Source organism: Corynebacterium hansenii (assembly GCF_030408795.1).
Lineage (GTDB): Bacteria > Actinomycetota > Actinomycetes > Mycobacteriales > Mycobacteriaceae > Corynebacterium > Corynebacterium hansenii.
In genome coordinates this window covers 2979876-3005197 of sequence record NZ_CP047211.1, presented here as the reverse complement: position 1 = coordinate 3005197, position 25322 = coordinate 2979876, and the positions used below count along the sequence as shown (strand labels likewise).

The following is a 25322-nucleotide window of genomic DNA, read 5'->3' as shown; positions in this document are numbered from 1 at the left end:
AATGACGACGACGGCGCATCCTGCCGAATGGAGGCCCATCGCGCCGAACGGAGACCCGATCGGCGGCTGGGGCGGGATTATTCTGGGGGCATGTTCGCGAAACGCTCCGGCAACGGGTGGGAACGCCCGGCCGCGAAAGCCCCCGACGACACCCACGTCAAAACCCGCCCCGGCGCACCCGCCGGATTCTTCGCCCTGGAAGCCGCCGGCCTGCGCTGGTTGAAGGAACCCGAGGCCGACGGCGGCGCGCGCGTCGTCGACGTCCTCGAAGTGGGGCGCAACAAACTGGTGCTGCGGAAAATCGCGGCGGAGCGGGCGTCGGCGGGCAAGGCGCGGAGGTTCGGCGAGGCGCTGGCCCGCACCCACGACGCCGGGGCCGCCGGATTCGGCGCGGCGCCCGAGGGGTGGGAACGCGACGGCTGGTTCGGGCCCCTGGACGATCCGCGGACCATGCGCCTGACCCCGCGCGCCAGGTTCGGGGAGTTCTGGGCGCATGACCGCATCGCCCCCGCCGTCGCCGAATTGGGACGGCGCCCGGGGACGTACGCGCCGTCGGAGCTGGCGGTGTTCGAACGGCTGGTGGAGAAGCTCCTCGACGGCGAGTTCGACGACGGCGAAGCCCCCGCCCGCGTCCACGGCGACCTGTGGTGGGGAAACCTGATGTGGGACGCGGACGGCGCGGTGCTCATCGACCCGGCCGCCCACGGCGGGCACCGCGAAGAGGACCTGGCGATGCTCGGGATGTTCGGCGTGCCCCACCTCGACGAGATCATCCTCGGCTACGAATCCGTCCACCCGCTGCCCGGGCGCGAGTCGAGGGCGCCGCTGCACCGGCTGTACGCGGTGCTCATGCACGCGGTGCTCTTCGGCGGCGGATACGCGGGGCAGGCGCTGGAGATGGCGAAGCGGTACGCGTAGCGGGGCGGCGGAGCAGCGGCCGCGGATCGGCCGACCGCGCCCGCCCCATCCACGTAGCGTTGGGGCATGAGCGCCCACGACGACGTCATTTACCTCGTCGCGCCGACGGGGCACCCGAATTTCGGCGACGAGTACATCGCCGCCGCCTGGCTGCGCACCCTTGCGCGCCGCCGGCCGCGTGCGCGGGTGGTGCTGGATTGCCCGCATCCGGGGATGGTCGGCGTTCTGCACGCGGGCCTGCACCCGAATCTGACGGCGACGGACACGCTGTTCCGCCTGGCGGAGGCCGCCCGCGCCGGCATCCCCGACGACGGTGGCCATTGGCTCGAGGCCGCGCGCCGGGCGGAGGTGGCGGCGGTGGACCCGGATGTGCTCGACGACGTCGCCCCGCGCCTCGAACCGGGCCTGGACCTGCTGTATTCCGCGTCGACGATCCACGCCCTCGGCGGCGGGTGGGTCAACGACATATGGCCCGACAAGTCGGTGGTCCTCGCGGCGGCGTCGGCGGTGGCCGAGCGGTCCCGGGCGGCGGAGGGCGACCGGGGCGCGGTGCGGCTGCTGGCCACGGGCATGGGGTTGGTCCCGGCGGGGCTTCACGACGAGACCATGCACCGCATCTGGCCCCGTTTCGACTTGATCGACGTGCGCGACGCCGATTCCTTATACATTGCGCGCGCCGCGCTCGGCGGCGACGGGGCCACGCGCGTCACCTGCACCGGCGATGATGCGTGGACGGTGCTCGGTTCGGGGGATCTGGAGGACAACGGACTTGGGGACGGTCTCGGCCACTCCGCCGGCCTCGACGCGCTTGACGCTCTCCCGGGCATCGGCGACGGCCGCGTCCTGGGCATCGAGCTCGCGGAGGACGACGGCCCGGGCGCCGACGTGGTGTCCCGGCCCATCGTGCTGTGCCTGCAGGGCGATCTGCTGGCCGGCGAGGAGGATCCCGTCGGCGCGCTGGCCGATGCCGTCATCGCCGCGCTGCGCGGCTGGGACGTCGATGGTCGGCCGGTGGCGGGGCGGGACCTGGCGGTGATCGAGGCGATCCCGGGCGCCGATGCGCACGTGTGGCGGGAGGTCGCGCGCCGCGCACCGGATCTGGCGGAGGGGGCGCTGTTCGTGCGTTTCGCCGAGCTGTGGGATCGCGGCCTGCCCGCGCGCGCCGGGCAGCGGTGGCTGACCACGCGCTTCCACCCGCATCTCATCGCGGCCGCGCGCGGGGCGTCGGGCGTCGCGCTCGACGTGCACGTGCGAGGCTATTACTCCGTCAAGCACGCGTCGGTGGCGGCCGCGGGCAGCGGTTGGCCGGTCGTTTCGCTTGACGACGTCGCCGGCGCCGAACCCGGCCCGGGCATTTCCCCGGAGTTGGTGGAGCGCAACCGCGAGGCGAAGGCGGAGACCGTCGAGGAGGCGTATCCCGTCAGCGCCGTGGTGGAGGGATTGACCACGGCGGCGGTGAAGGGGCGGCGCGCCGGACTCGGGATTTTGGGGCTCATGAGGCGCCTGTGACGCCCGTGGCGAATGTGGCAGATGCGGGTTTCGTGCGTCTCCGTTTCGTTATCGTGCCGTTATAAAAAGTCCCGGCGGAACGCCCATCCCCTCGGGGGGATGTCACCGAGTGGTCACGAAACCGCGTTTTCGCCTGTCGCAGTTGCCTTTTGCGGCGAACGAATTTAGGCGGGGGTGATGGGATTTCACCAGTTCGGCCAAAAGTTGGACAACGTCTGCGGTCCTCCATAGTCTGGTCACGACTTAATAACGGGGCGATTACGAACCGCCCATCACGAAATCCAGTCTTCGAATCAGAAAGCCGCCACATGGGTTACACCGGACGTCACCGCAAGAGCAGCCCCCTGAAGATCACCAAGCGCAACGTCGCGATGGTCGCCGCCTTCGCCGGCATCGCCACCGCCGGCGGCGCCGCCAACGCTTCCGCGGCCAACGCCGCCCCGCTGCCGGGGATGCCGTCCATGATCCAGGACGCCATCGAGGGCGCCCTGCCGGGCAACGCCGGCCAGGGCTCCGCGGCCGCCGTCGTGGACCGGGTCTTCCGCCCGGCCGACGGCACCAAGACCTCCGGCTACGGCCCGCGCTGGGGCACGATGCACAACGGCATCGACATCGCCAACTCCGTGGGCACCCCGATCCACGCCGTCATGGCGGGCACCGTCATCGACTCCGGCCCGGCCTCCGGCTACGGCAACTGGATCCGCATCCGCCACAACGACGGCTCCGTGTCCGTGTACGGCCACATGGAGACCCTCGCGGTCACCGTCGGCGAGGCGGTCTCCGCCGGCCAGTACATCGCCGGCATGGGCAACCGCGGCCACTCCACCGGCTCGCACCTGCACTTCGAGATCCACCCCGACGGCTCCACCCCGGTGGACCCGGAGCCGTGGTTCGCCAAGCACGGCATCCACTTCTAGGATCACCTTCCCGGGCATTCGTTGGCCCGCGGGTTTGTCCGGAACCCGCGGAACCCACCGGATCCCGTACGCGATAGACGCACAACCGACCCGGCCCCCGTCGTGATGGGGCCGGGTTTTCGCGTGCCCGGACCCCGATCGAACCGGCGACGCGATCAGGCCAGCGACTCCAGCCACGGCGCGGCCAACGGGTAGCCGACGAAGGCGACGGCGTCGATGAGGAAATGCGCGATGACCAGCGGCCACACCCGCCCGGTGCGCAGGTACCACGCGGCGAAGATGACGCCCATCGCGATGTTGCCGAACCCCGCGCCCACGCCCTGGTACAGGTGATAGGCGCCGCGCAGCAGCGACGATGCGGCGATGATGGCGGCGACGGTGCGCCGCGTGAGGTGGGCGTCGTCAAGCGCGGCCCCGCCCCACAGCTGCCGCAGGCGCGTGACCAGCCAGCCGACGACGACCAGCTCCTCGGCCACCGCGTTCGCCGCCGCCCAGCCGAGCAGAGGCGCGACGGTGAGGGCCGTGACGCCCATCGCCGCCGGATCCACCGGCCGGCCGAGCCCCGCGACGAGGCCGATGACGTATAACCCGAGGCCGGGCACGCCGATCAGCGCCGCCAGGCCCGCGCCCCACGCCCAATCGCCCGCGCGCATGCGGCCGGGCATGCCGCGGATGCCGTCGGCGCGCAGGAGGTACCAGGCGAGGGCACCCCACGCGAGCAGCCCGGCGATGCGGATCAGCTGTAGGGCGCCGTTGAGCCACGGGTCGTCGGCCAGTGCATCGTTGAGGGACACCGGCTGGTCGCGCAGCGAGCCCTCGGCCAGCGCGCCGATGAGCCGCACGATCGCATTGAGCGCCGACGTGCCGAACGTCACCGCCAGCACCACCAGGATTTCCGCCTTGATGCGCCGCGGGCCGGGGGCCGGGGGCCGGACGTTGCTTGGCGACGACGCCGTCATCGCCGTCCGCCCGGGACGTCGCAGTTGCGCAGGAGTCCCGCGCGGCGCTCGGCGGCGTGAAGATCGGCCGCGGGGTCGACCAGGTCGGCGGCGATGTCGAGCAGCGTGGCTTCGCCGCATCGCACCGCGCCCACGTGCACCGATGCGCCCGCCCCGCCGAACGGCAGCGACAGGCCCGCCCAGCCCGTGAGATTCCACAGCGACAGCCACGGCGTCCATTCCGTCTGCGCGAGGAAATTGTCCTGCGGCGCCATCGCCGCGAAATGCCCGATGGGCGGCGGGTCGAAGGCCAGGGTCGGGGTGATCACGGCGTCGACGTCCCAGCGGGCGCGGATGGCGTCGCCCAGTTCCAGTCGCGTGCGTTGGTGCCCGGCGGCGGCGCCGTCGGAGACCTCCGCGCCGCGCTCGCGGACCCAGCGGACCATGGGAGAGAAGTCGCCGTCGGGCAGTCGCGAGGCGAAGTAGGCCATGACCTCGGTGAACGTGTGGAAGATGTCCGGCCCCTCCGGCGGGTACGGCGGCAGCACCTCCACGACGTCGTGGCCGGCGTCGGACAGGCGATCCGCCGCGGCGAGGGCGGCATCGCGCCAATGGGCGGCGACCTCGACGTCGGCGTGGAACGGGCGGACCGTCACGCCGATGCGCAGGGGCCGGTCGTGCGGAGGTTTGGTGCGAAAAAGCTGGGTGGGCCGGGCCCGGTCGTGCGGAACCCAGTCGCGCGGGGGCAAATCGGCGAGGAGGCGGGCGTCGTCGAGCGAACGCGTGAGAAAACCCGGCGTGGCCAAGCGGCCGCCCCGGATGTCATGGGCCGGCTTCAGGCCGACCAACCCGCACGCGGCGGCGGGCACGCGGATGGAACCGCCGCCATCGGACCCCAGCGCCGCGGCCACCGCCCCCGACGCCACCGCGACCGCCGACCCGCCCGACGACCCGCCCGGCGTGCGCCCCGGCAGCAGCGGATTATCCGGCGCGGGCAGATCGGTCGGCTCGGTGTAGGCCGTCGCGCCCATCTCGGAGGTCGCCGTCGTCGCCGGGATCGTCGCCCCGCGGGCCAGCAGGCGCGCCACCGGGTCCGACGTGTGATCGGCCGTGCGGGACAGTCGCGACGAACCGAACGTGCAGGTCACGCCGTCGATCGTGTACAGGTCCTTCACCGCCACCGGCAGTCCGGTCAAGGAGCGGGAGAAGACGTGGGCGGCGGCGGGCCGAGCTGAGGCGGGTTGTGCGGTGACGGGGTGCGCGTGGGCGTCGTCAAGCAAAAAGGGGCCGGGAGCGCGCCCCTCCGCAAGGGGACCGCCGGCCCGCGTGCGGCGCACCGCGCGATCCACCGCCTCCGCCGTGGCCGACGCGAGCTCCGGCGTCAACGTGGCCACTCCCGTCTCCTCCGGCCGGCCGTCGAGGGCCCGCACCGCCGCCGCCGCGATCTCGGCGGCCGACGCCTCACCCGACTCCACGGCGGCGACGATGCCGCCGGCGCCGGAAAAGTCGGGATCGCGGGTCATGGGCGAAAGTCTAACGGGCGACTTAGGCTGGTGGGCATGACCACCGTGACCTATCTCGGCCCCGCCGGGACATTCACCGAGGCGGCCCTGCTGACGATGGCGCGCCGCGGCGAAATCGACCCCGCCGGACCCGATTCCGTCGACTCAGTGCCCGTCGACAGCCCCGGCGCGGCGCTGGCCGCCGTGCGCAGGGGAGAGGCCGACTTCGCGTGCGTGGCCATCGAAAACAGCGTCGACGGGCCGGTGACGCCCACGTTCGACGCCCTGACCATGGGGCCCGAACTGCAGATCTACCGCGAAACGGAGATCGGGGTGGAGTTCTCCATCTTCGTGCGGCCGGGGACGGACCCCGCGGCGGTGCGGACGTTCACCACCCACCCCGTCGCATACCCGCAGGTCAAGCAGTGGGTCGATGCGAACCTGCCCGACGCCGACTTCCACTCGGCGACGTCGAACGCAGCCGCGGCGCACCTGGTCGCCGACGGGGTCCACGACGCCTGCGCCGCACCCGCGCGCGCCGGGGAACTGCTCGAACTCGAGGCCATCGCCGAGGGCGTCGCCGACGTCCGCGGCGCCCGCACCCGATTCGTGCTGGTCGGACGGCCCGGCGTGCCCACCGCCCGCACCGGCGTCGACCGCACCAGCGTGTCGTTCACCCTGCGCAACGAGCCCGGCACGCTGATGCGCTCCATGAACGAATTCGCCGTCCGCGACATCAACCTCACCCGCATCGAATCGAGGCCGACGCGCGAGTCGATGGGCGCGTACCGTTTCCACATCGACGTCGCCGGCCACATCGACGACCCCACCGTCGCGTCGGCTCTGGCGGCGCTGCACCGGCGGGCCGCCGACCTGCGGTTCCTCGGGTCGTGGCCCGCGGCGCAGGGATCGGCGAACATCGACGCCGGGCCGCCCGACGTCGAGGACTCGCTGAATTGGGTGGCCGAACTGAAGGAAGGGAAGCGACGATGACCAAGTTCGACGGCAACTTCGCCGCCGGCGAGGACCACTCCCTGGAGGAGTCGGTCGGCCAGGCGCACCGCGGCGAGGATCGGTTGATTCTCATCCGCCACGGCCAGACCCACGCGAACATCGCGCGGATCCTGGACACCGCCCTGCCGGGGGCGCCGCTGACCGACCAGGGCATCATCCAGGCGCGGCGGCTCGGCCGGGTGCTGCTGCCGTCGTGGGACCGGCTGCATGAGGTGGTCACGTCGCATGCGCTGCGGGCGCGGCAGACCGGGGCGGGCGCCGTGGCCGGCCTGCACCTGCTGGCGGGGCCGGGCGTGCGGCTGCGTCACGAGGCCGGCCTGCACGAGGTCCAGGCCGGCGACATCGAGGGCCGCAGCGACTACGAGGCCCACCGCCGCTTCATGGAGATTTTCCACGGCTGGCTCCACGGCGATTTCGCCGCGAAGGTCCCCGGTGGCGAGTCGGCCGATGACGTGCTCGCGCGGTATCTGCCGGTGCTGCGGAAGCTCGTCGGCGAGGATCCCGCGGCGTCGGGCCTCGCGGCGTCGGGTGGTGCGCCCGGTGTTTCGCTTGGCGACGGCCCGGCGTCCCACTCCGGAGCCGCCGACCATGCGGCAGGGGCCGCGGGTGCGGGTGCCGTGGGCGATGCTGCCAGTGGTGCCGGTTCCGTGGGCGACGCGGCGGCGGGGGCGGGCCGCAACATCGCGGTGGTCAGCCATGGTGCGGCGATTCGGCTGATCGCGCAGCATCTGGCGGGCATCGACGGCAAGTTCATCTTCGAGAACCCGCTGCCCAATGCGGCGCGCGTGGAGCTGGTGCGCGATGTCGATGCCGGCGATGGCGACAAGGCCGGGTCGTGGAAGCTGGCGCGGTGGGGTGAGCTGAGCAACGAGCCGGAGGCCCGCTGACCCCCGCCGCTGAACCCCTCCCTTCACCACCACTCTCCGCCACTCCACCACACGACCGCAGATGCGCCAGTTCCAGGCAGATACGCCCGTTGCAACTGGCGCATCTGCATGTAACGGGCGCATCTGGGTCGAAGGGGCGGGGGCGACGAAGGTCCGGGGATTAGGGCGGGGGCGGGGGCGAGGAGGGGGCGGGGTGCTAGGCGTAGCCGAGCCGATCCAAGTCGTCCTCGTCCATGCCGAAAAAGTGCCCCACCTCGTGGAGGACCGTCACCCGGATCTGCTCCACCAGCACCTCCTCCGACGCGCAGTAATCGCACAGCGCCTCACGGTAGATGTGGATGCAATCCGGCGGCCCCCAATGGTCGGCGGTCCGCTCGGTCAGGGGAACGCCCTCGTAAAGCCCCAGCAAGTCGGGGGTATCGGGGTTCCGCGGGGCGACGAGGATCACCACGTTTTCCATCATGTCCAGGAATTCGTCGGGGATCAGGTCGATGGCCTCGTCGACGAGCTCGTCGAAGCGCTCCTCCGAAACGTCGATCATGCGCCTCAGTTGCCCGCCGCGCCGCCACCCGCGGCACCGCCGCCGCCCACGGTGCCCGTCGGGGCGCCGGCACCCGGGGCAGTCGGCTGCGGCGAGCCGCCCTCCCGCAGCGGGTTGCGCGGCGGCGGATCCACCTTCGGCTCGCCGTTGATGGTGAACTCGCCCTTCGCGGACCCCGCCAGCGACGAGAAGCCGCCGAAGCCGTTGTCCTTCATCAGCCAGCAGTTCACGGAATGGGTGCCGGCGTCGTAGGACTCGGGTGCGATGCTCATCCAGAACGGCAGCAGCGTCGACTGGTACAGGTTTTCCTCGCCGCCCAGGTATTCCTCGGCGGCGGCGACGCACGCCTGGCTGAGGTGCTCGTTCTGCTCATCGGGCGTGGGCGTGCGATCGGGGAACTTCTCGCGCAGGTCGACCTTGCCGACCGCCTCGAGCAGGTGCGGCTCCCCGCAGTCGATGGGCTGCAGGCCGCCGGATTCGTCCAGCGCGACGCATTGGCCGGCCTCCACGAGGGTGGCCTGGTCCAGGTCGGCGACGCGGCCCTTGACCTGGGCGGGAGCGCCGCCGGCGGCGGTGGGCTGCAGGCCGCAGAGCATGGTGCGGTCGCCGTCGGCCCACGATTTGCTGGGCGGCAGGATCGGCGACGGCACGAACCGGCCCTTGGGGTCGAGTTTGCCGTTGACGTATTTCTGCACGGGCTCGCGGCACACGGAGTCGCGCAGCTGCAGCAGGGTGTCCTGGTCGGGTTCGGGGGAGTCGTCGCCGAATTGGCCGATGGAGGGGTCGACGTTGCGCAGGTCGACGCGGTCGGCGACTTCGTAGCGGTGCTGTTCGTCGCAGCCGACGACGACGAAGTTGCTCACGGATCCGTCGTCGGCGATGTCCCAGGTGAGGCAGTCGCCGACTTGGGCGTTGGTGAACGCCGCGGCGTCGACGTCCTTGACCTTCGTCTGCCGGGTCGGTTTCATCACGTCGGGGCCGGTGATGTCCGGGGCGCCCTGCCACCAGGCGGTCAGTCCGGCGCCGACGAGCATCGCGGCGGCGGCCACCCGGAGGCCCCATCCGTCGCGCATGCCGTTTTTGATCCGTCGCTCAGCCATCTCTTCCATTGTGCATCACCCGGCCACCGGGGCAGGCGCGGCTATGATCCCCGCCATGCGCATTTCGCTGCTTTCGTCCCGCCCGACCCCCATTTCCGGGGTGGCGCCGGGGTTCGGTGCCCGATGAACTGGGCGGCTTTCACGGCGATGCTGGGCATCCACGTCGTCGGGATGACGTCCCCCGGCCCGGATGTCCTGTTGATCCTGCGGATGGCCACGCGGTCGCGGAAGCATGCGCTGGCGGCGGTGGCGGGGATCGTGACGGGGTTGACGGCGTGGGTGACGTTGACGGTGGTGGGCGTGGCGGCGGTGCTGTCGTCGCACCCGGCGCTGATGGGCGCGATCCAGTTGCTCGGCGGCGGTTATCTGGCGTACATGGGCGCGCGGATGCTGGCGGGCGCGGTCCGCGGGATCCGGGAGCTGCGCGCGGGCGGCGCCCCGGCGGTGGGCGCGGGCGCGCTGGGCACGGTGGGCGGGGCGTACCGGCAGGGGCTGCTGACGAACCTGTCCAACCCGAAGGTCGTGCTTTTCTTCGCGGCGGTGTTGTCGCAGTTCATGCCGGTCGGCGCGCCCTGGTGGGTGCAGGCGGTGTACGTTGCGGCGCTGCTGGCGACGTCGGTGCTGTGGTTCGGCTTCATCGCGGTGACGGTGTCCACGGAGCCGGTGGTGCGGCGGCTGGTGTCGGCGGGGCCGTGGATCGACCTGGTGGCGGGCGTCGTCTTCGGGGCGTTGGGTGTTTCTTTCCTGTGGCAGGGCTTGACGACGCTCACGTGATCGTCGTCAAGCGCGCATCCAGCGGTTGGCCGGTGGACCCCGGCCCCCTCCGGGTACCCTGGGCACGTGATCGATCTGAAATTCCTCCGCGACAACCCCGACGTCGTCCGTGAATCGCAGCGGACCCGCGGCGAGGACCCCGCCCTCGTCGACCGGCTGCTCGACGCCGACGCCCGCCGCCGCGACGCCATCGCCAAGGCCGATGCGCTGCGCGCCGAGCACAAGGGCTTCGGCAAGAAGATCGGCGCCGCCTCCAAGGAAGAGCGCCCCGCGCTGCTGGAGGAGGCCAAGGCCTTTTCCGGCCGGGTGAAGGACGCCGAGAACGAGCAGCGCGACGCGGAGGCCGCCGTCCACGATCTGCAGATGCAGCTGGGCAACATCGTCGCCGGCGCCCCGGCGGGCGGCGAGGACGACTACGTGGTGCTCGAGCACGTCGGCGAGGTCCCCGAGTTCGATTTCGAGCCGAAGGACCACCTGGACCTGGGCGAGGCGCTCGGGCTGATCGACATGGAGCGCGGCGCGAAGGTGTCGGGCTCCCGGTTCTACTTCCTCACCGGCGCCGGCGCGATGCTGCAGCTCGGCATGCTCAACCTGGCCGCGCAGAAGGCGATGCAGCACGGCTTCCAGCTGATGATCCCCCCGGTGCTGGTCCGCCCCGAGACGATGGCCGGCACCGGTTTCCTCGGCGCCCACGCCGACGAGATCTACCACCTGGAGGAAGACGACCTTTACCTGGTGGGCACCTCCGAGGTGGCGCTGGCCGGCTACCACGCCGACGAGATCATCGACCTGTCCGACGGGCCCGTCCGCTACGCCGGCTGGTCGTCGTGCTTCCGCCGCGAAGCCGGGTCCTACGGCAAGGACACCCGCGGCATCCTCCGCGTCCACCAGTTCGACAAGGTGGAGATGTTCTCCTACTGCAAGCCGGAGGACGCCGAGGCTGAGCACCAAAAGCTGCTGGACATGGAGCGCGACATGCTCTCCGCCGTCGAGGTGCCCTACCGCATCATCGACATCGCCGGCGGCGACCTCGGCTCCTCCGCGGCCCGCAAGTTCGACACCGAGGCGTGGGTGCCGTCGCAGAACACCTACCGCGAGCTGACGTCCACCTCGAACTGCACCACCTTCCAGGCGCGCCGACTGAAGACCCGCTACCGCGACGACAACGGCGGCACCCAGTTCTGCGCCACGCTGAACGGCACGCTGGCGACCACCCGCTGGCTGGTGGCGATCCTGGAGAACAACCAGCGCGCCGACGGTTCCGTCGTCGTCCCCGAGGCCCTGCGCCCCTTCGTCGGCCGCGACGTCCTGGAGCCGGTGGCGAAGCCGAAGAACGCGCCGAAGTCCGGCGCCAAGAAGAAGGGCTGAGCGCATGGCGTTCGATTCGTCGAAGTACACCAAGATCAAGGGCTTCACCGTCCCGAAGTCGTTCCGCCCGGCGCCGCTGACCGCGGAGGCCAAGGAGTGGTTCTACGGGCGGACCATCCTGCCCGCGGCCATCGCCTACATGCGGTTCCAGGGCCTGGACATCACCGTCGAGGGCGCGGAGAACATGCCCACCGACGGCGGCGCGATGGTCGCGGTGAACCACACCAGCTACTTCGACTTCATCCACGGCGGCATCCCGGCGTACCTCAACGGCCGCCGCCTGGTGCGCTTCATGGCCAAGAAGGAAATCTTCGACAACAAGATCGCCGGCCCGCTGATGCGCAAGATGAAGCACATCGAGGTCGACCGCTTCGCCGGCCGCGGCGCCTACGAGGAAGCCGTCCGCCGCCTGCGCGCCGGCGCCCTGGTGGGCATCTTCCCGGAGGCCACGATCTCGCGGTCCTTCGAGATCAAGCGCCTGAAGACCGGCACCGCCCGCCTGGCGCACGACGCCGGCGTGCCCATCGTCCCGGTGATCATGTTCGGGTCGCAGCGCGTGTGGACCAAGGGCCACAAGAAGCACCTCGGCCGCGTGAACGTGCCCATCTGGATCCGCGTCGGCGAGCCGATCCGCACCACCGGCGACGCCGTCGCCGACACGCAGACGCTCCACGACGCCATGGCCGAGCAGCTGGCCTCCCTGCGGGCCGACTACATCGACCGTTACGGCGATGCCCCCGGCGCCTACTGGATGCCGGCCTCGCTCGGTGGCTCCGCGCCGACGCTGGAGGAAGCCAACGAGATGGACGAGAAGCTGCGGCTGGAGCGCATCGCCAAGCGCGACGCGCAGCGCATCCGCGAAGGCAAGGAGCCCCTCGGCGACACCGCCAACGGTGCCGGTCGCGGCGGCGACGGCGACGGCGGTTTCGGCGACGGCGGCGGCAACGGTTACGCCGCACCGGGCTCCGGCTCGGGCTCAGCCTCCGACACCGGCGCAGGCTCCGACACCGGAGACGGCACCGCCCCCGGCACGACACCCGCCCCCCGGGAGGACTGATCGGCCGTGGCCCAAGAGGTTCCCGGGGCTCCCGACGCGGCCGCCGCATCGGGTGACGGCGGGGCGTCGCAAAGCAAGGGCGACCTGCCCCCGCTGCTGGTCGCCTCCGACATCGACGGCACCCTGCTCGACTCGAGGGACCGCGTCACGCCGCGCCTGAAGGAGGCCATCGCCCGGATGATCCGCCGCGGCGTGCCCCTGACCCTGGCCACCGGCCGCCCCGCGCGCTGGCTGCAGCCGGTGCTGGAGCAGCTGCCCGTGCGGCCGGTGTGCGTGTGCGGCAATGGCGCGGTGCTGTACGACTCCGGGCGCGATGTGGTCCTCGCCGACCACAGTCTCCCGCCGGAGGCGCAGGCGGAGGTCGTCGCCATCGCCCGGTCCGCGATGGCCGACGTCGGGCCGGTGGGCGTCGCCGTGGAACGCGCCGGGCGGTCGGCGCTGGACCCGTCGGAGGAGCTGTTCGTCGTCGGGCCGGCCTACGCCCACGCATGGGAGTCCACCGAGCACGGTGTCTGCGGCGAAACCGAGATGATGTCCGAGCCGGCGACGAAGATGCTGCTGAGCAACCCGGCGATGTCCAGCGCGGAGCTGCATTCCGTCATCGCGCCGCACATCCCGGGGGAGCTGGCGCACGTGACGTACTCGATGCCCGAGGGGCTGATCGAGGTGTCCGCGCCGGGGGTGACCAAGCGCGCCGGGCTGGAGCGCCTCGCCGATCTGGTCGGCGCGGCGGCCGATGACGTCGTGTGCTTCGGCGACATGCCCAACGACATCGAGATGATCCGCTGGGCCGGCCTGGGCGTGGCCATGGGCAACGCCGCGCCATCCGTGCGGGAGGCCGCCGACGAGGTCACCGCCCGCAACGACGACGACGGCGTGGCGAAGGTTCTCGAGCGCTGGTTCTAGGCGAGCTGAGCGGCTTGACGGTGGGCGTCGCGAAGCTGCTTTGCGACGACGCCGCGGGGCGCGCACCGGCCGATGCCGATGCGCGCCCCGCATCCGTTGTCGGCGCGGACGCCCGCGCTACTTCAGGTCGACCTTGACCTTGCCGGTGGTCCGGTCGAAGGTGATCGTGCCGCCCTGGAACTCCGCCTTCTCGACGTTGCCGTCGACGGTCTGCGTCGACGTCGGGGCGCCGAGCTCGCCGACCTCGAAGCCCTGCTTCGCCCAGGCGTCGGCGATCTCGTTCCACAGCGCCACCGAACCCGTGGTCTTGGAGTCGGTGATGATGCCGTTGTCGAACTTCACGTAGCGCAGCGTGTCCGCGCGGCCCTGCGGGTTCGCGACCGTCGCGCCGTTCTGGACGCCGGTCTGCGGCTGGCCCAGGACGTCGCCGAACTGCTCGACGACGCTGGCCCACTCGGCGGCGAGGTCGTTCTTCTCGTCGATCTCGAGGATCTTCTGGACGAGGACCGGGATGTCGTCGATCGACGGGCCTTCATCGATGGACTTGCCGACGGCCTCGAAGATCGCGTCCGCCGTCTGCCCCAGGCCCGGGGTGCCCAACACCCCGAACGCCGCCGCGAGGATGGACCGGGCGCCGGTGATGGCGGTGTTGGCGTCGTCGGCCGAGATCGAGCCGGAGTCGCCGGTGCCCGTGCCTCCCGTGCCGTTGCCGCCGGTGCCGTTGCCGCCGGTGCCGTTGCCCGTGCCCGGGCGCTCGTTGTTGCCGCCGCCCGTGCCGTTGCCGGTCCCGCCCGTACCCGGACGTTCCTTGTCGTTGCCGCCGGTGCCGTTGCCGGTACCGCCCGTGCCCGGGCGCTCCTTGTTGCCGCCGCCCGGAATCAGGCCGTCGCCGAGGCCGGGGATGTCGATCTTGGTGCCGGTGTCGCCGGACGGGCCCTCGTTGTCGACCCGGCCGCTGCCGAGGGCGCGGAACTTCTTGTCGGCGATGTTGCGGATGTTGTCCATCTGCGCGTAGCCCGCGTTGCCCGGGCACGTGGTGTTGCCGACGTCGCGGTGGGCGAAGATGTTCGGCAGCTGCACCTGGGTGCCGTACGGGAACTTGGTGTAGCTCGAGCCCGCCGAGGTCAGCGACGTCGAGCCCTTCGGGTTCACGCCGGCGACCTTCATGCGCCAGCCGAGCATGTTGCCCACGGAGTTGATCATCGCCTGGCTTGGCTGGACCGACGAGTAGTCGCCCATCATCGAGATGCCCCAGGTGTTCTTGTTGAACCCGCCCGCGTGGGCGCCCTGCACGTTCTTGTCCAGGCCGCCGTAACGGCCCTCGTAGATGTTGCCGAACTTGTCCACCAGGGCGTTGTAGCCGACGTCGCACCAGCCCAGCGTCTGCGCGTGGTACTGGTAGATGCCGCGGACGATGCCCGCCGCCTGCGCCTGCGTGTAGTTGTTCGAGCCCGCGGTGTGGTGGACGGTGGTCGCCTTCACCGAATCGTCGTACGTGGCGTTGCGGCAGCGGGCGCCCTCGTTGGCGCCCCAGCCGGCGCGGGTGATCACGCGCGGCATGCCGGTGATGTTCTTCGCGTCGACGATGGGGTCGATGCCGTCGCCGGCGTCGGCCTTGCCGTCGATGAACACGGCCTGGACGTCGTCGAGGGGCTTTTCGTCGTCGACGGCCTCGATGTCGCGCCATTTCGGCAGGTCGTTGACCGTGCGGCCGTTGGCGCCCTCGGACTCGCGGACGTCGCGGGCGCGCACGCCGGAGGAGCCCTCGCCGATCTCATGCGGCTCGCCCAGGCTGCCGGTGCCGAGGCTGCCGGTCCCGCCGGGGCGGTCGGCGCCTTCCTTGCCCGCTCCGCCTTCGGCGCTTCCCGACGCGTCGCCGGTCCCGCCTCCGCCGCCGGAGCTGCCGGCGCCGAGGAAGTCCTCCAGGCGGCTGCGCTGCTCGTCGGTGAGGTCGGCGGAGCCCTCGATGTCGTCGACCGTCACGCCGGAGCCGGGGCCGAAGACGTTGAGGCCGTGGCTGGAGATCTGCACGGCGGTGGTCGGCTCGACGTAGATGAGCTCGGTGCCGTTGAGGCCGTTGCCCTCGCCGTCGGCGGGGTAGTGCGGCTCGGCGTCGTACCACTCGGACCACGTGCCGTCGGGGCGCAGCGCGCGGAAGTAGGTGGCGACGTCGGGGGAGCCGGTCCACGTCAGCGCGAACATGGAGAACTCCTCGTCGCGCCTGAGCTCCTTGACCACGCCGCGGTTCGGGTGCAGTTCGTCGACCACCGACTGGGTGGCGATGGCCGCATCCTCCACGAGCACGGAAGAGCCGGTGGACAGGGCGACCTTGTCGATGATCGCGTCGATCGGCCCGCGGCCGTTGTCCTCGACGAGTTCGAATGCCGCCGTGGCCCCGAGGGCGACGAGCGGCGCGGCGATGAGCGCGGAAACCACGCTGAAAATCAGCGGCTTCCGCGCGCCGGAATGGGCGCTGATGCGTCGTCGGTTCAGCAAGGTGATGACTCCAGAGTTCGGGTGCAGGTGCTCCGTCGGGCCTTTCGCTCAGACGTGAATGTGCAGGTCATGCGCTTCGTCGCATCTGTGCGAATTGTGGCGGATGTGCAATCAGTTGCCAATGTTACCAATGTGACGTGTGTTGTCCATAGTTGTTGACATGACAGGGGTGCACCGTTAACCACCCTTCGGCCCAGCGCACGAGCGTCGCAAAGCAACCGCCGCCCGCCGCGCGGTGCCGTCCGGCCCGCCCCGCCGCCCCGCCGCGCGCCGTGCCCCGCAAGCCGTGCGCCGCCCCCGCGCCCCACGGCCGCCACCCCAAACGGACCGTCGCCGCGATGCCATCCGCCCCACCGATTAGGCTGGCGCCCGTGAACACTGACACCACGTATGACCTTTTCGTCGTCGGCTCCGGATTCTTCGGGCTGACCGTCGCGGAGCGCATGGCCGACCAGCTGGGCAAGCGGGTGCTCGTCGTCGAGCGCCGCGACCACATCGGCGGCAACGCCTACTCCGAGGCGGAGCCGGAAACCGGCATCGAGGTGCACAAGTACGGTGCGCACCTGTTCCACACCTCCAACAAGCGGGTGTGGGACTACGTCAACCGCTTCACCGACTTCACCGGCTACCAGCACCGCGTCTTCGCCATGCACAAGGGCACCGCGTACCAGTTCCCGATGGGCCTGGGGCTGATCACGCAGTTCTTCGGCAAGTACTACAGCCCCGACGACGCCCGCGCGCTGATCCGGGAGCAGGCCTCCGAGATCGACGCCGACGCCGCCGAAAACATGGAGGAGAAGGCGATCTCGCTGATCGGCCGCCCCCTGTACGAGGCATTCGTGCGCGACTACACCGCCAAGCAGTGGCAGACCGACCCGAAGAACCTGCCGGCGTCGAACATCACCCGCCTGCCGGTGCGCTACACGTTCAACAACCGCTACTTCAACGACACCTACGAGGGCCTGCCCGTCGAGGGCTACACCAAGTGGCTGGAGAACATGGCCGACCACGAGCTCATCGACGTGGTCACCGACACCGACTGGTTCGACGTCCGCGACGAGCTGCGCGCCGCCAGCCCCGACGCGCCCGTCGTCTACACCGGCCCGCTGGACCGCTACTTCGACTACGCCGAGGGCCGCCTGGGCTGGCGCACCCTCGACTTCGAGACCGAGGTGCTGCCGACCGGCGACTTCCAGGGCACGCCGGTGATGAACTACAACGACGCCGAGGTCCCCTACACCCGCATTCACGAGTTCCGGCACTTCCACCCGGAGCGCGACACGTACCCGACCGACAAGACGGTCATCATGAAGGAGTACTCCCGCTTCGCCGAGGGCGACGACGAGCCGTACTACCCGATCAACACCCCCGACGACCGCGAGATGCTGGGCAAGTACCGCGAGCGCGCGGCCGCCGAGGCCCGCGACAACAAGGTCCTCTTCGGCGGGCGCCTGGGCACGTACCAGTACCTGGACATGCACATGGCCATCGCGTCGGCGCTGACGATGGTGGACAACAAGCTCGTGCCCTACTTCACCGAGGGCGCCCCGCTGGAGCAGGACCGCGGGCACTAGGGCGCGGGAGCGGAAGATAAAAGAGCTTCACGACGTCCCGGCGATCCCGTGACGCATCAGCACGCCCCGGCGCCGCCCGGGGGAACGCCGCGCATCCATGGCCTGGACATTGCGCGGGCGGTGGCGATCATCGGCATGATGGGCGCGCACCTCGGCCCCTGGCAGGGGCGGCCCGCGCTGGCCGACCCGTCGACGTGGCCGGCGGTGGTCAACGGCTACCCGTCGGTGCTCTTCGCCGTGCTCGCGGGCGTGACCATCGGGATCATCGCCCGCCGCGGCGTCGCGGAGGGCGGCGTGGAGCTGCTGCGATCGCGGATGCGGCTGGGGGCGCGGGCGGTGATCCTCATCGCGATGGGCCTGGTGCTGGCGTCGCTGCAGGACGACGTGCTGGTGGTGCTCGTGCCGATGGGCGCGATGTTCCTGGTGGCGCTGCCGCTGGCGGGGGCGCGGACCGGGACGGTCGCGGTGGTCGCGGCGGTGCTCGCCGTGGTCGGGCCGCTGCTGATGGCGCCGCTGCGGGTGTATCCGTCGCTGGTGACCAACGCGACGGTGCGCGACTCCATCGTGTTCACGTACCCCCTGACCGCCTGGGCTTTTTACGGGCTGGTGGGCTTGCTGATCTACCGCCTCGTGCTGCGCCGTCCCCGCCTGTGGGCGTGGTTGGCGGCCGGTGGGACGGCCGTGGCGTTGGCGGCGGCGTTCGCGTGGAGCGCCCTGGTGCCGGTGTTCGGAGTGGGCACCGGCGGTGCCGACATCGACGACGCCTGGAGCGACGGCATGGGCGGAGTCGACTGGAGCGCGGGGGCGCTGCGGGTCGATGCCACCATGCCCGAGCCTGCTGGAACGCCCGATGCCGTCGGCGGCGTCGGCGGTGATGCGTCGATGCCCGTGCTTCCCGGCATGCCCGATCCGCCCGCGCCGGCGTCGACCGACATGGGCACGGGGGAGCGGCTGCTGGGCGCGTTCGTCGATGGTTCGGCGCATGCGGCCGGGCTTCTCGACGTCGTCGGCGCCGCCGCCGCGTCACTCGCCGTCGTCGCGCTGCTGCTCATGGTTGGCCGCACGCGTTTCGGGGCTGCCGCGCTGTACCCGCTGCGGATGATGGGGTCGATGTCGTTGACCATCTACGTCGCGCACGTGGTCAGTTTCGCGGTCATCGATCTCGCCGGCGTTTTCTTCCCCGCCGTCGCGGCCGTGGAACCTGAGACGTGGCTGGTCGTGTCGATCATCGCCGCGCTCGTGTTCGCGGTCGCGTGGAAATGGCGGCATCGGCGCGGGCCCCTCGAGGAGGCCATGTACCGCGCCACCGATCGGGCCGCGCGCATCGACGTGCCGGGCGCAGGGGCGTCGTAAAGCAAAAGGCGCGCAGGTGCGCCAGCGGCCCCTCAGCCGCCCCCGGCCCCAGCCGGCGTCGGCCCCCCGAAGAGGAGGACCGGGCGGCCGGGGAAGCCGCGCCGGCCCTGCGCCGCCTGCTATGCGTACGCGACGTTGACGGCGCGGGTCACGCCATCGCGGGTGATGCTGCCGCCCTGGAAGTCCGCGCGGTCGGCGCCCCAGTTCGGGGCCTGCGTGGTGGTCGGCGCGCCGAGGCGGCCGATCTCGAAGCCCTGCTTCGCCCAGGCCTCGGCGACTTCTTCCCAGATGGCGTGCGTGCCGGTGGCGATCGAGTTCACGATGATCCCGCGCTCGAACTTCACGTACCGCACCGGATCCGCGGTGCCGGAGTCGTTGGGCACCGTGGCGCCCTGCTGCACGCCGGTGACCGGCTTGCCCAGGACGTCGCCGTACTCGTCGGTGACCTTGCGCCACTCGGCGGCGAACTCGTCGTCGCCGTCCTTGGCGGTCGTCGGCTGAACCACGACGGGGATGTCGGCGAGCGACGGCCCCTGGTCGGCGTTGCGGCCGACGGCGCCGAGGACGGACTCGGCGTCGTTGCCCAGGCCGGGCGCGCCGGCGAGGCCGAGCGACGCGGCGAGGATGCTTCGGCCGCCGGAGAAGGTGTCGGCCTGTTTGTCATCTGCCTTCTTGCCGTCGCCGTTCTTGCCCGCGCCGTTCTTGTCGTCGCCCATGGCCTGCAGCCCCGGGATCGCGGCGATGGCTTCCGGCGGCAGCCCCAGGCCGTCGATGATCTCGCCGATGTCGGCGCTGCTGCCGGGCAGGTCGGCGCGGATGTCGGTGGTTCCGTCGGGGTGCTCGTTGTTGATGATGCCGTCGCCGAGGCCGGTGGACTTCTGCGCGGCGATGGCGCGGATGCGGTCCATCTGCGCGTAGCCGGCGTTGCCGGGGCAGGTGGTGTCGCCGACGTCGCGGTGGGCGAAGATGGTCGGCAGGTTGGCCTTCTGGCCGGCGCCGTACTTCGCGGACTTGTAGCCCTGCGACACGAGCGTGGCCTTGCCGGACGGGTCGAGGCCGGCGATGCGCAGGCGCCAGCCGATCATCGCGCCGACGGAGTTGATCATCGCCTGCGTCGGGTGGGCGGTGGAGTAGTCGCCCATCATCGAGATGCCGAACGTGCCCTTGTTGAAGCCGCCGGCGTGCGCGCCCTGCACGTTCTTGGTCAGCCCGCCGTAGCGGCCCTCGTAGATGTTGCCGAACTTGTCGACGAGGGCGTTGTATCCGACGTCGCCCCAGCCCAGGACCTGGGTGTGGTACTTGTAAATGCCCCGCACGATGCCCGCGGCCTCGGCCTGCGAGTAGTTGTTGGCGCCGGCGGTGTGGTGGACGGTGGCGGCCTCGAGCTTGTCGTCGTAGGTGGGGCCGGAGCCGCGGATGGATTCGTCGGCGCCCCAGCCGGCGCGGGTGATCACGCGGGGCATGCCGGTGACGTCGGAGTCGTTGGCGACGGGTTCGACGCCGTCGGGGGTGAGGCCGCCGTCGATGAACACGCCCTTCACGTCGTGGAGGGCGACGGGGCCGAGCAGGTCGGCCAGGCCGGCGAAGTCCCCGGCGCCGGCGCGCTTGACGACGTCGATGATGTCCTCGGGCTTTTCGCCGAAGACGTTGAGGCCGAAGGAGGACACCTGCACGGCCTTGGTGCGGCCGATGTACACCGGGTCGGTGCCCTGGATGCCTTCGCCGGTGATGCCGGGGGCGCCCACGGAGTCGGCGGAGAACCATTCGGACCAGGAGCCGTCGGGGCGTTCGGCGCGGAAGAAGGCGGTGACGTTGGGGGCGTCGCGCCAGGTCAGGGCGAACATGGAGAATTCGCGGTCGTGGCGCAGTTCCTTGACCAGGCCGCGGTTGGGGTGCAGGGCTTCGACGAGTCCGCGGGTGGCCAGGGCGGCGTCGTCGACGAGGACGGCGGCGGCGTCGGACAGGGCCTGGGTGGCCATGTGGACGTCGACGGGGCCGGGCGCGGGCGTCTCCAGCAGGCGCAGGCCCGAGCCGACGACGCCGGACTTCGCGATGGCGGCCGTGGATGCGGCGGCGGTGGTCGCCGCAAGTCCCGCCAGGAAGGGGCGACGGCCGATCGCGGTGGAATTGATGCGACTACGAGTCGGCAAGAGAGCACTCCAAACTGAGAAAAATGAGACGAAACGGAATCAGTGAGGCGAATGTTACTCGTGGGACTGAGGATTGTCAGCCCGCCGCGCAACGTAATTCCGAATGGTTTTTCCGATCGGAGGCGCGGGTCCGTGAAAGGTACGGTGAAACACCGTTTCTCGCTTTCGCGGCGCCGGGGGTGAACGGCCGCCGGCCACGTTCGACTGCGGGTGGCCGGCGGCGCGGCGGCTGCCGGCGGGCGTCCTTCGAGTCCCCTCCGATTCCCCTCCGAGCCACCTCACCACCCGGACTTGGCCCGTCAATGACGACGGGCACGGGCGCCGCCGTTACTATTCGGGGTACGTGACCGACCAGTTACGAGTCGACCCGAAAGCCGTGATGCCCCCCATGAGCACAGACGTCCAGAACGGAAGCCTCGCCGTCGAAAGACTGCAGCGGATCCTGCTTCCCAAGCCGGGCGAACCGCGAGACGTGCGGTCGCTGTACCTCGTCGAGCCGGAAACGAACGCCGCGCGCGTCGTCGCGCCGTCGCGGACCGAAGCTTCCGTCACCGCCGGTGACGAGGTCAGTTTCGAGACCTACTTCAACGCCTTCCCCGCCAGCTACTGGCGCCGCTGGACGTCGTTGGATCGGGTCGTCCTGCGCATCGAACTGTCGGGCGTCGCCCGCGTCGACGTGTACCGCTCCAAGATCGACGGCAGCCGCATCGCGGTGACCGGCGAGCTCGCCGGCGATCAGGCGAACCCGGCGGAACGCTCCATCGTGGAGATCCCGGTGTCGCTGGCGCCGTTCGAGGACGGCGGCTGGATCTGGTTCGACCTGACCTGCGAAACCGACGTCACCGTCCACTCCGCCGCCTGGTGGTCGCCCGTCGCGGCGCCGGACCAGACGCACCCGGACGGAACGACCCATCCCGCGCCGGAGGGACGGGTGACCGTGGGCATCCCCACGTTCAACCGCCCGGAGGACGCCGTCGCCGCGCTGGAGGCGCTCGCCTCCGACCCCGAGGTCGACGGCATCATCGACGCCGTGCTCATGCCCGATCAGGGCACCCGCCATCCCGCCGACGAGCCCGGATTCCCGGCCGTCGAAAAGCACTTCGGCGACCGGCTGCGGATGTTCCCGCAGGGCAACCTGGGCGGCTCGGGAGGCTACTCGCGCATCATGTACGAGGCCCTCGGCGGCCCCGACTCCGACCCCGCGCGCGCCACCGACAGCCCGTTCATCCTCTACATGGACGACGACATCGCCATCGAGCCCGACTCGATCCTGCGCGCCGTCGCCGTGGGGCGCTTCGCGAAGTCCCCGATGCTCGTCGGCGGCCAGATGCTCAACCTGCAGGAACGCAGCCACCTGCACTCCATGGGCGAGGTCGTCGGCCGCCACGACTTCATGTGGACCTCCGCGCCGCACGTCCACTACGACCACGACTTCCACGCCCACCCGCTGCGCGACCGTGGCGAGCACGGCGTCAACGCCACCGGCGAGAAGATCGACTCCAAGGACCTCCACCGCCGCATCGACGTCGACTACAACGGCTGGTGGATGTGCCTGATCCCGCGCGTCATCGCGGAGAAGATCGGCCAGCCGCTGCCGCTGTTCATCAAGTGGGACGATGCGGAGTACGGCCTGCGCGCCGCGCGCCACGGCTTCCCGACGGCCACCTGGCCCGGCATCGCCATCTGGCACATGGCCTGGTCCGACAAGGACGACGCCATCGACTGGCAGGCGTACTTCCACCTGCGCAACCGCCTCGTGGTCGCCGCACTCGAGCACGACGGCCCGGTCGACGGCATCGTGAAGTCGATGATGAAGGCCACCGCCAAGCACCTGCTGTGCCTGGAGTACTCGACCGTCGCCATCCAGAACGAGGCGATGAAGGACTTCCTCGCCGGCCCGGACCGGCTGTTCGACATCCTGGAAACCTCCCTGCCGCGCATCAACGCGCTGCGCAAGGAGTACCCCGACGCCCGCGTGCTGCCGACGGCCGGCGTGCTGCCGAAGCCCAGCGGCATCCCGGGCGTGCCCACGAAGGACATCGGCGGGCGCCTGGCCCCGCTGAAGAAGTCCGTGTGGCTGGCCAAGGGCCTGCTCCACAGCCTGCGCCCGCACGACCCCGCGCACCACGAGACCCCGCAGGCGAACCTCTCGCCGCTGGAGGCCCGCTGGTTCTCCCTGTCCCGCGTCGACGGCGCGACGGTGACCACCGCGGATGGCCGCGGCGTGGTCTACCGCCAGCGCGACCGCGAGAAGGCCAAGGCGCTGCTGGAGGAATCGCGCGCGCTGCAGAAGCAGGTCGCCGAGCGCTTCGACGAGATGCGCCGCCGCTACCGCGACGCGCACCCCGAACTGACCAGCCGGAAGAGGTGGGCGGATGTTTTCGAGCAGCAGTAGCGTTCTGCGCCCGGCCACCGGCTCCGGCGCGGGTAACGGCGCGGCCGCCGCGGGCGATGCAGTCACAGTGGACGCAGAAGAGAAAACCGTGACCATCCCGCCCGCCGCCGGCGAGGTGGCGATGCTCATGGCGATCCAGGAAAAGATCGCCGACGCCCCCGGCGTCATGCCGGCCGCGAAGGCGATGAGCTTCTTCGGCGAGCACGCCGCGGGCTGGATGGGCCTCGCCGCCCTCGGCGCGGCGGTCGACGAGGAGCGCCGCCGCGGGTGGGCCGTCGTCGGCGTGTCCGCGTTCGCGTCGCATGCCGCGTCGGTGATCATCAAGCGCGTCGTGCGCCGCAAGCGGCCCCATCACCCCGGCATCCGCGTCGGGGTGGGCACCCCGTCGAAGCTGAGCTTCCCGTCGTCGCACGCGACGTCGACGACGGCCGCGCTGGTGGCGATGTCGAAGATGGGCTTCGGGCCCGCGCCCCTGGCGGGGGTGCCCGCGATCATGCTGTCGCGGCTGGTGCTCGGGGTGCATTACCCGACGGACGTCCTCGCGGGGGCCGCCCTCGGTTGGACGACCGCGACGATCACGGACAGAATCCTCGGGGCCCCCGCCGACGGGGGCCCGGCGACGACCGCCGCAGACGGAAGGACAGCCAAGTGACCGACGACCGCGTGAACCACCCCGACCCGGCGGCGGCCGATGCCGCACGGGGCGCGGGACGTGCCGTGCGAGGCGATCGCGTAGACGACCGCCGCGACGGCCTGAACCTGGGTTCCGAGCCGCACACCTACGGCATCGACGAGCCCGCGAACCCGCAGGGCCACCCGCCGAAGAACCTGCTCGACGGCATGATCAAGGCGCTGCGGCCGAAGCAGTGGGTCAAGAACGTCCTGGTCATCGCCGCCCCCGCGGCGGCCGGCGCCGAGGCGCTGACCGACGGCCGCACGCTTCTCGACGTGCTCATCGCGTTCGTGGTGTTCTGCCTCGCGGCGTCGGCGATCTACCTGATCAACGACGCCCGCGACGTCGAGGCCGACCGCGCGCACCCGACGAAGCGCTTCCGCCCGATCGCGGCGGGCGTGCTGCCGGTGCGGGTCGCCTACGTCATGGCGGTGGTCCTCATCGCGGCTTCCATCGGCCTGTCCTTCCTGGCGTCGTCCGGGCCGGGCCTGGCCATCGTCGCGGCGGTGTACATCGCCCTGCAGCTGGGTTACTGCTTCGGCTGGAAGCATCAGCCGGTGATCGACATCGCGCTGGTCAGCTCCGGTTTCATGCTGCGCGCGATGGCGGGCGGCGTGGCGGCGTCGATCCTGCTGTCGCAGTGGTTCCTGCTGGTCGCGGCGTTCGGATCGCTGTTCATGGCGGCCGGCAAGCGGTACGCGGAGCTGCTGCTGGCGGAGCGGTCGCAGAAGAAGATCCGCAAGTCGCTGGAGGGCTACACGGCCACGTACCTGCGGTTCGTGTGGACGCTGTCCGCCACCGCCGTCGTGCTGGCGTACTCGCTGTGGGGCTTCGAGATGGGCAACCGCTCCGTCGGGGCCGCCGCCGTCTGGTACCAGATCTCCATGGTGCCGTTCACCGTCGCGATCCTGCGCTACGCCGCCGACGTCGACCGCGGCACGGCGGGCAGCCCGGACGAAATCGCCCTGCACGACCGCGCCCTGCAGGCGCTGGCGCTGCTGTGGGTCATCTCCATCGGCATCGCGGTGTACGCGGTGCCCGCGCTGTAGCCGCGCGCCCGGCTCGCATCCGCGGCCGTGACCTCCGTCTCAGTACGGGGTCGCGGCCGCTTTCGCATCCGCTTCCGTGCCCGCCGGCGGGTTGCTTTGCGACGGCCATTCGCGCACGTCGAGAAGCCGATCCTGCGGAAACGTTGGACACCGAAGCGACCAGGGGGAAGCGACGGGGGGAAGTCGCATCGATGCTGCCTG

The 25322-nt window shown here is 71.1% G+C and carries 20 protein-coding genes; 14 read left to right on the top strand and 6 right to left on the bottom strand.

Annotated features, from left to right (window positions below):
• Window positions 1-90: 90 nt before the first annotated feature.
• The 3 genes from CHAN_RS13285 (at window position 91) to CHAN_RS13275 (ending at window position 3344) form a co-directional block, all read left to right on the top strand.
• Window positions 91-918, top strand: a complete 828-nt coding sequence (locus CHAN_RS13285) for a fructosamine kinase family protein (protein WP_290290492.1) — start codon at window positions 91-93, stop codon at window positions 916-918.
• Window positions 919-984: 66 nt separating this feature from the next.
• A complete protein-coding gene (locus CHAN_RS13280) occupies window positions 985-2427 on the top strand; it encodes a polysaccharide pyruvyl transferase family protein (RefSeq protein ID WP_290290490.1) in 1443 nt (480 codons plus the stop codon).
• Window positions 2428-2735: 308 nt separating this feature from the next.
• Window positions 2736-3344 carry a M23 family metallopeptidase gene (locus tag CHAN_RS13275; protein ID WP_048739553.1) on the top strand — a complete coding sequence of 203 codons (609 nt, stop codon included), beginning with the start codon at window positions 2736-2738 and terminating at the stop codon, window positions 3342-3344.
• Between the two features lie 155 nt (window positions 3345-3499).
• Here CHAN_RS13275 and CHAN_RS13270 read toward each other — a convergent pair whose 3' ends face one another.
• Both CHAN_RS13270 and CHAN_RS13265 read right to left on the bottom strand, forming a co-directional pair.
• Window positions 3500-4303: a CPBP family intramembrane glutamic endopeptidase gene (locus CHAN_RS13270; protein ID WP_290290487.1), complete on the bottom strand. Its 804-nt coding sequence runs from the start codon at window positions 4301-4303 to the stop codon at window positions 3500-3502.
• Complete coding sequence (locus CHAN_RS13265; protein ID WP_290290485.1) at window positions 4300-5805, bottom strand: amidase family protein; 1506 nt, start codon at window positions 5803-5805, stop codon at window positions 4300-4302. Before CHAN_RS13265 ends, CHAN_RS13270 begins: the two co-directional genes overlap by 4 nt.
• 36 nt (window positions 5806-5841) lie before the next feature.
• Between CHAN_RS13265 and pheA the strand changes: the two genes are divergently transcribed.
• Both pheA and CHAN_RS13255 read left to right on the top strand, forming a co-directional pair.
• Entirely contained in the window at window positions 5842-6777 is a 936-nt protein-coding gene (gene pheA / locus CHAN_RS13260; RefSeq protein ID WP_290290483.1) for a prephenate dehydratase, read from the top strand.
• On the top strand, window positions 6774-7685 hold the full coding sequence (locus CHAN_RS13255; RefSeq protein WP_290290481.1) for a histidine phosphatase family protein: 912 nt from the start codon (window positions 6774-6776) through the stop codon (window positions 7683-7685). The genes pheA and CHAN_RS13255 overlap by 4 nt, the downstream gene beginning before the upstream one ends.
• A gap of 196 nt (window positions 7686-7881) precedes the next feature.
• Here CHAN_RS13255 and CHAN_RS13250 read toward each other — a convergent pair whose 3' ends face one another.
• Both CHAN_RS13250 and CHAN_RS13245 read right to left on the bottom strand, forming a co-directional pair.
• Window positions 7882-8226, bottom strand: a complete 345-nt coding sequence (locus CHAN_RS13250; protein ID WP_048739561.1) for a metallopeptidase family protein — start codon at window positions 8224-8226, stop codon at window positions 7882-7884.
• 5 nt (window positions 8227-8231) lie between these two features.
• Entirely contained in the window at window positions 8232-9326 is a 1095-nt protein-coding gene (locus CHAN_RS13245; protein ID WP_290290477.1) for a septum formation family protein, read from the bottom strand.
• Window positions 9327-9449: 123 nt separating this feature from the next.
• Between CHAN_RS13245 and CHAN_RS13240 the strand changes: the two genes are divergently transcribed.
• The 4 genes from CHAN_RS13240 (at window position 9450) to CHAN_RS13225 (ending at window position 13431) form a co-directional block, all read left to right on the top strand.
• Window positions 9450-10100: a LysE family translocator gene (locus tag CHAN_RS13240; RefSeq protein ID WP_290290475.1), complete on the top strand. Its 651-nt coding sequence runs from the start codon at window positions 9450-9452 to the stop codon at window positions 10098-10100.
• 66 nt (window positions 10101-10166) lie between these two features.
• Window positions 10167-11468, top strand: coding sequence for a serine--tRNA ligase (gene serS, locus CHAN_RS13235; RefSeq protein WP_048739570.1), 1302 nt, complete (start codon window positions 10167-10169; stop codon window positions 11466-11468).
• Window positions 11469-11472: 4 nt separating this feature from the next.
• The gene (locus tag CHAN_RS13230; protein WP_290290472.1) at window positions 11473-12525 is read left to right on the top strand and encodes a lysophospholipid acyltransferase family protein; all 1053 of its coding nucleotides are present in this window, start codon (window positions 11473-11475) and stop codon (window positions 12523-12525) included.
• A gap of 84 nt (window positions 12526-12609) precedes the next feature.
• The gene (locus CHAN_RS13225) at window positions 12610-13431 is read left to right on the top strand and encodes a Cof-type HAD-IIB family hydrolase (RefSeq protein ID WP_048739873.1); all 822 of its coding nucleotides are present in this window, start codon (window positions 12610-12612) and stop codon (window positions 13429-13431) included.
• A gap of 117 nt (window positions 13432-13548) precedes the next feature.
• Here the strand turns inward: CHAN_RS13225 and CHAN_RS13220 are convergent, their stop codons facing one another.
• The gene (locus tag CHAN_RS13220; RefSeq protein ID WP_290290470.1) at window positions 13549-15927 is read right to left on the bottom strand and encodes an N-acetylmuramoyl-L-alanine amidase; all 2379 of its coding nucleotides are present in this window, start codon (window positions 15925-15927) and stop codon (window positions 13549-13551) included.
• A gap of 371 nt (window positions 15928-16298) precedes the next feature.
• On the opposite strand from CHAN_RS13220, the gene glf reads away from it, so the two are divergent.
• The gene (gene glf / locus CHAN_RS13215) at window positions 16299-17501 is read left to right on the top strand and encodes a UDP-galactopyranose mutase (RefSeq protein WP_275042077.1); all 1203 of its coding nucleotides are present in this window, start codon (window positions 16299-16301) and stop codon (window positions 17499-17501) included.
• 48 nt (window positions 17502-17549) lie between these two features.
• Entirely contained in the window at window positions 17550-18854 is a 1305-nt protein-coding gene (locus CHAN_RS13210; RefSeq protein ID WP_290290465.1) for a DUF418 domain-containing protein, read from the top strand.
• 119 nt (window positions 18855-18973) lie between these two features.
• Here the strand turns inward: CHAN_RS13210 and CHAN_RS13205 are convergent, their stop codons facing one another.
• Complete coding sequence (locus tag CHAN_RS13205; protein ID WP_290290463.1) at window positions 18974-21004, bottom strand: N-acetylmuramoyl-L-alanine amidase; 2031 nt, start codon at window positions 21002-21004, stop codon at window positions 18974-18976.
• A gap of 388 nt (window positions 21005-21392) precedes the next feature.
• Here CHAN_RS13205 and CHAN_RS13200 point away from each other — a divergent pair, with 388 nt between their 5' ends.
• The 3 genes from CHAN_RS13200 to CHAN_RS13190 all read left to right on the top strand — a co-directional run bounded on the left by CHAN_RS13200 (window position 21393) and on the right by CHAN_RS13190 (window position 25121).
• A complete protein-coding gene (locus CHAN_RS13200) occupies window positions 21393-23399 on the top strand; it encodes a glycosyltransferase (protein WP_290290461.1) in 2007 nt (668 codons plus the stop codon).
• A gap of 121 nt (window positions 23400-23520) precedes the next feature.
• Window positions 23521-24051: a phosphatase PAP2 family protein gene (locus CHAN_RS13195; RefSeq protein ID WP_290293541.1), complete on the top strand. Its 531-nt coding sequence runs from the start codon at window positions 23521-23523 to the stop codon at window positions 24049-24051.
• Between the two features lie 107 nt (window positions 24052-24158).
• Entirely contained in the window at window positions 24159-25121 is a 963-nt protein-coding gene (locus CHAN_RS13190; RefSeq protein ID WP_290293539.1) for a decaprenyl-phosphate phosphoribosyltransferase, read from the top strand.
• Window positions 25122-25322 lie beyond the last annotated feature (201 nt).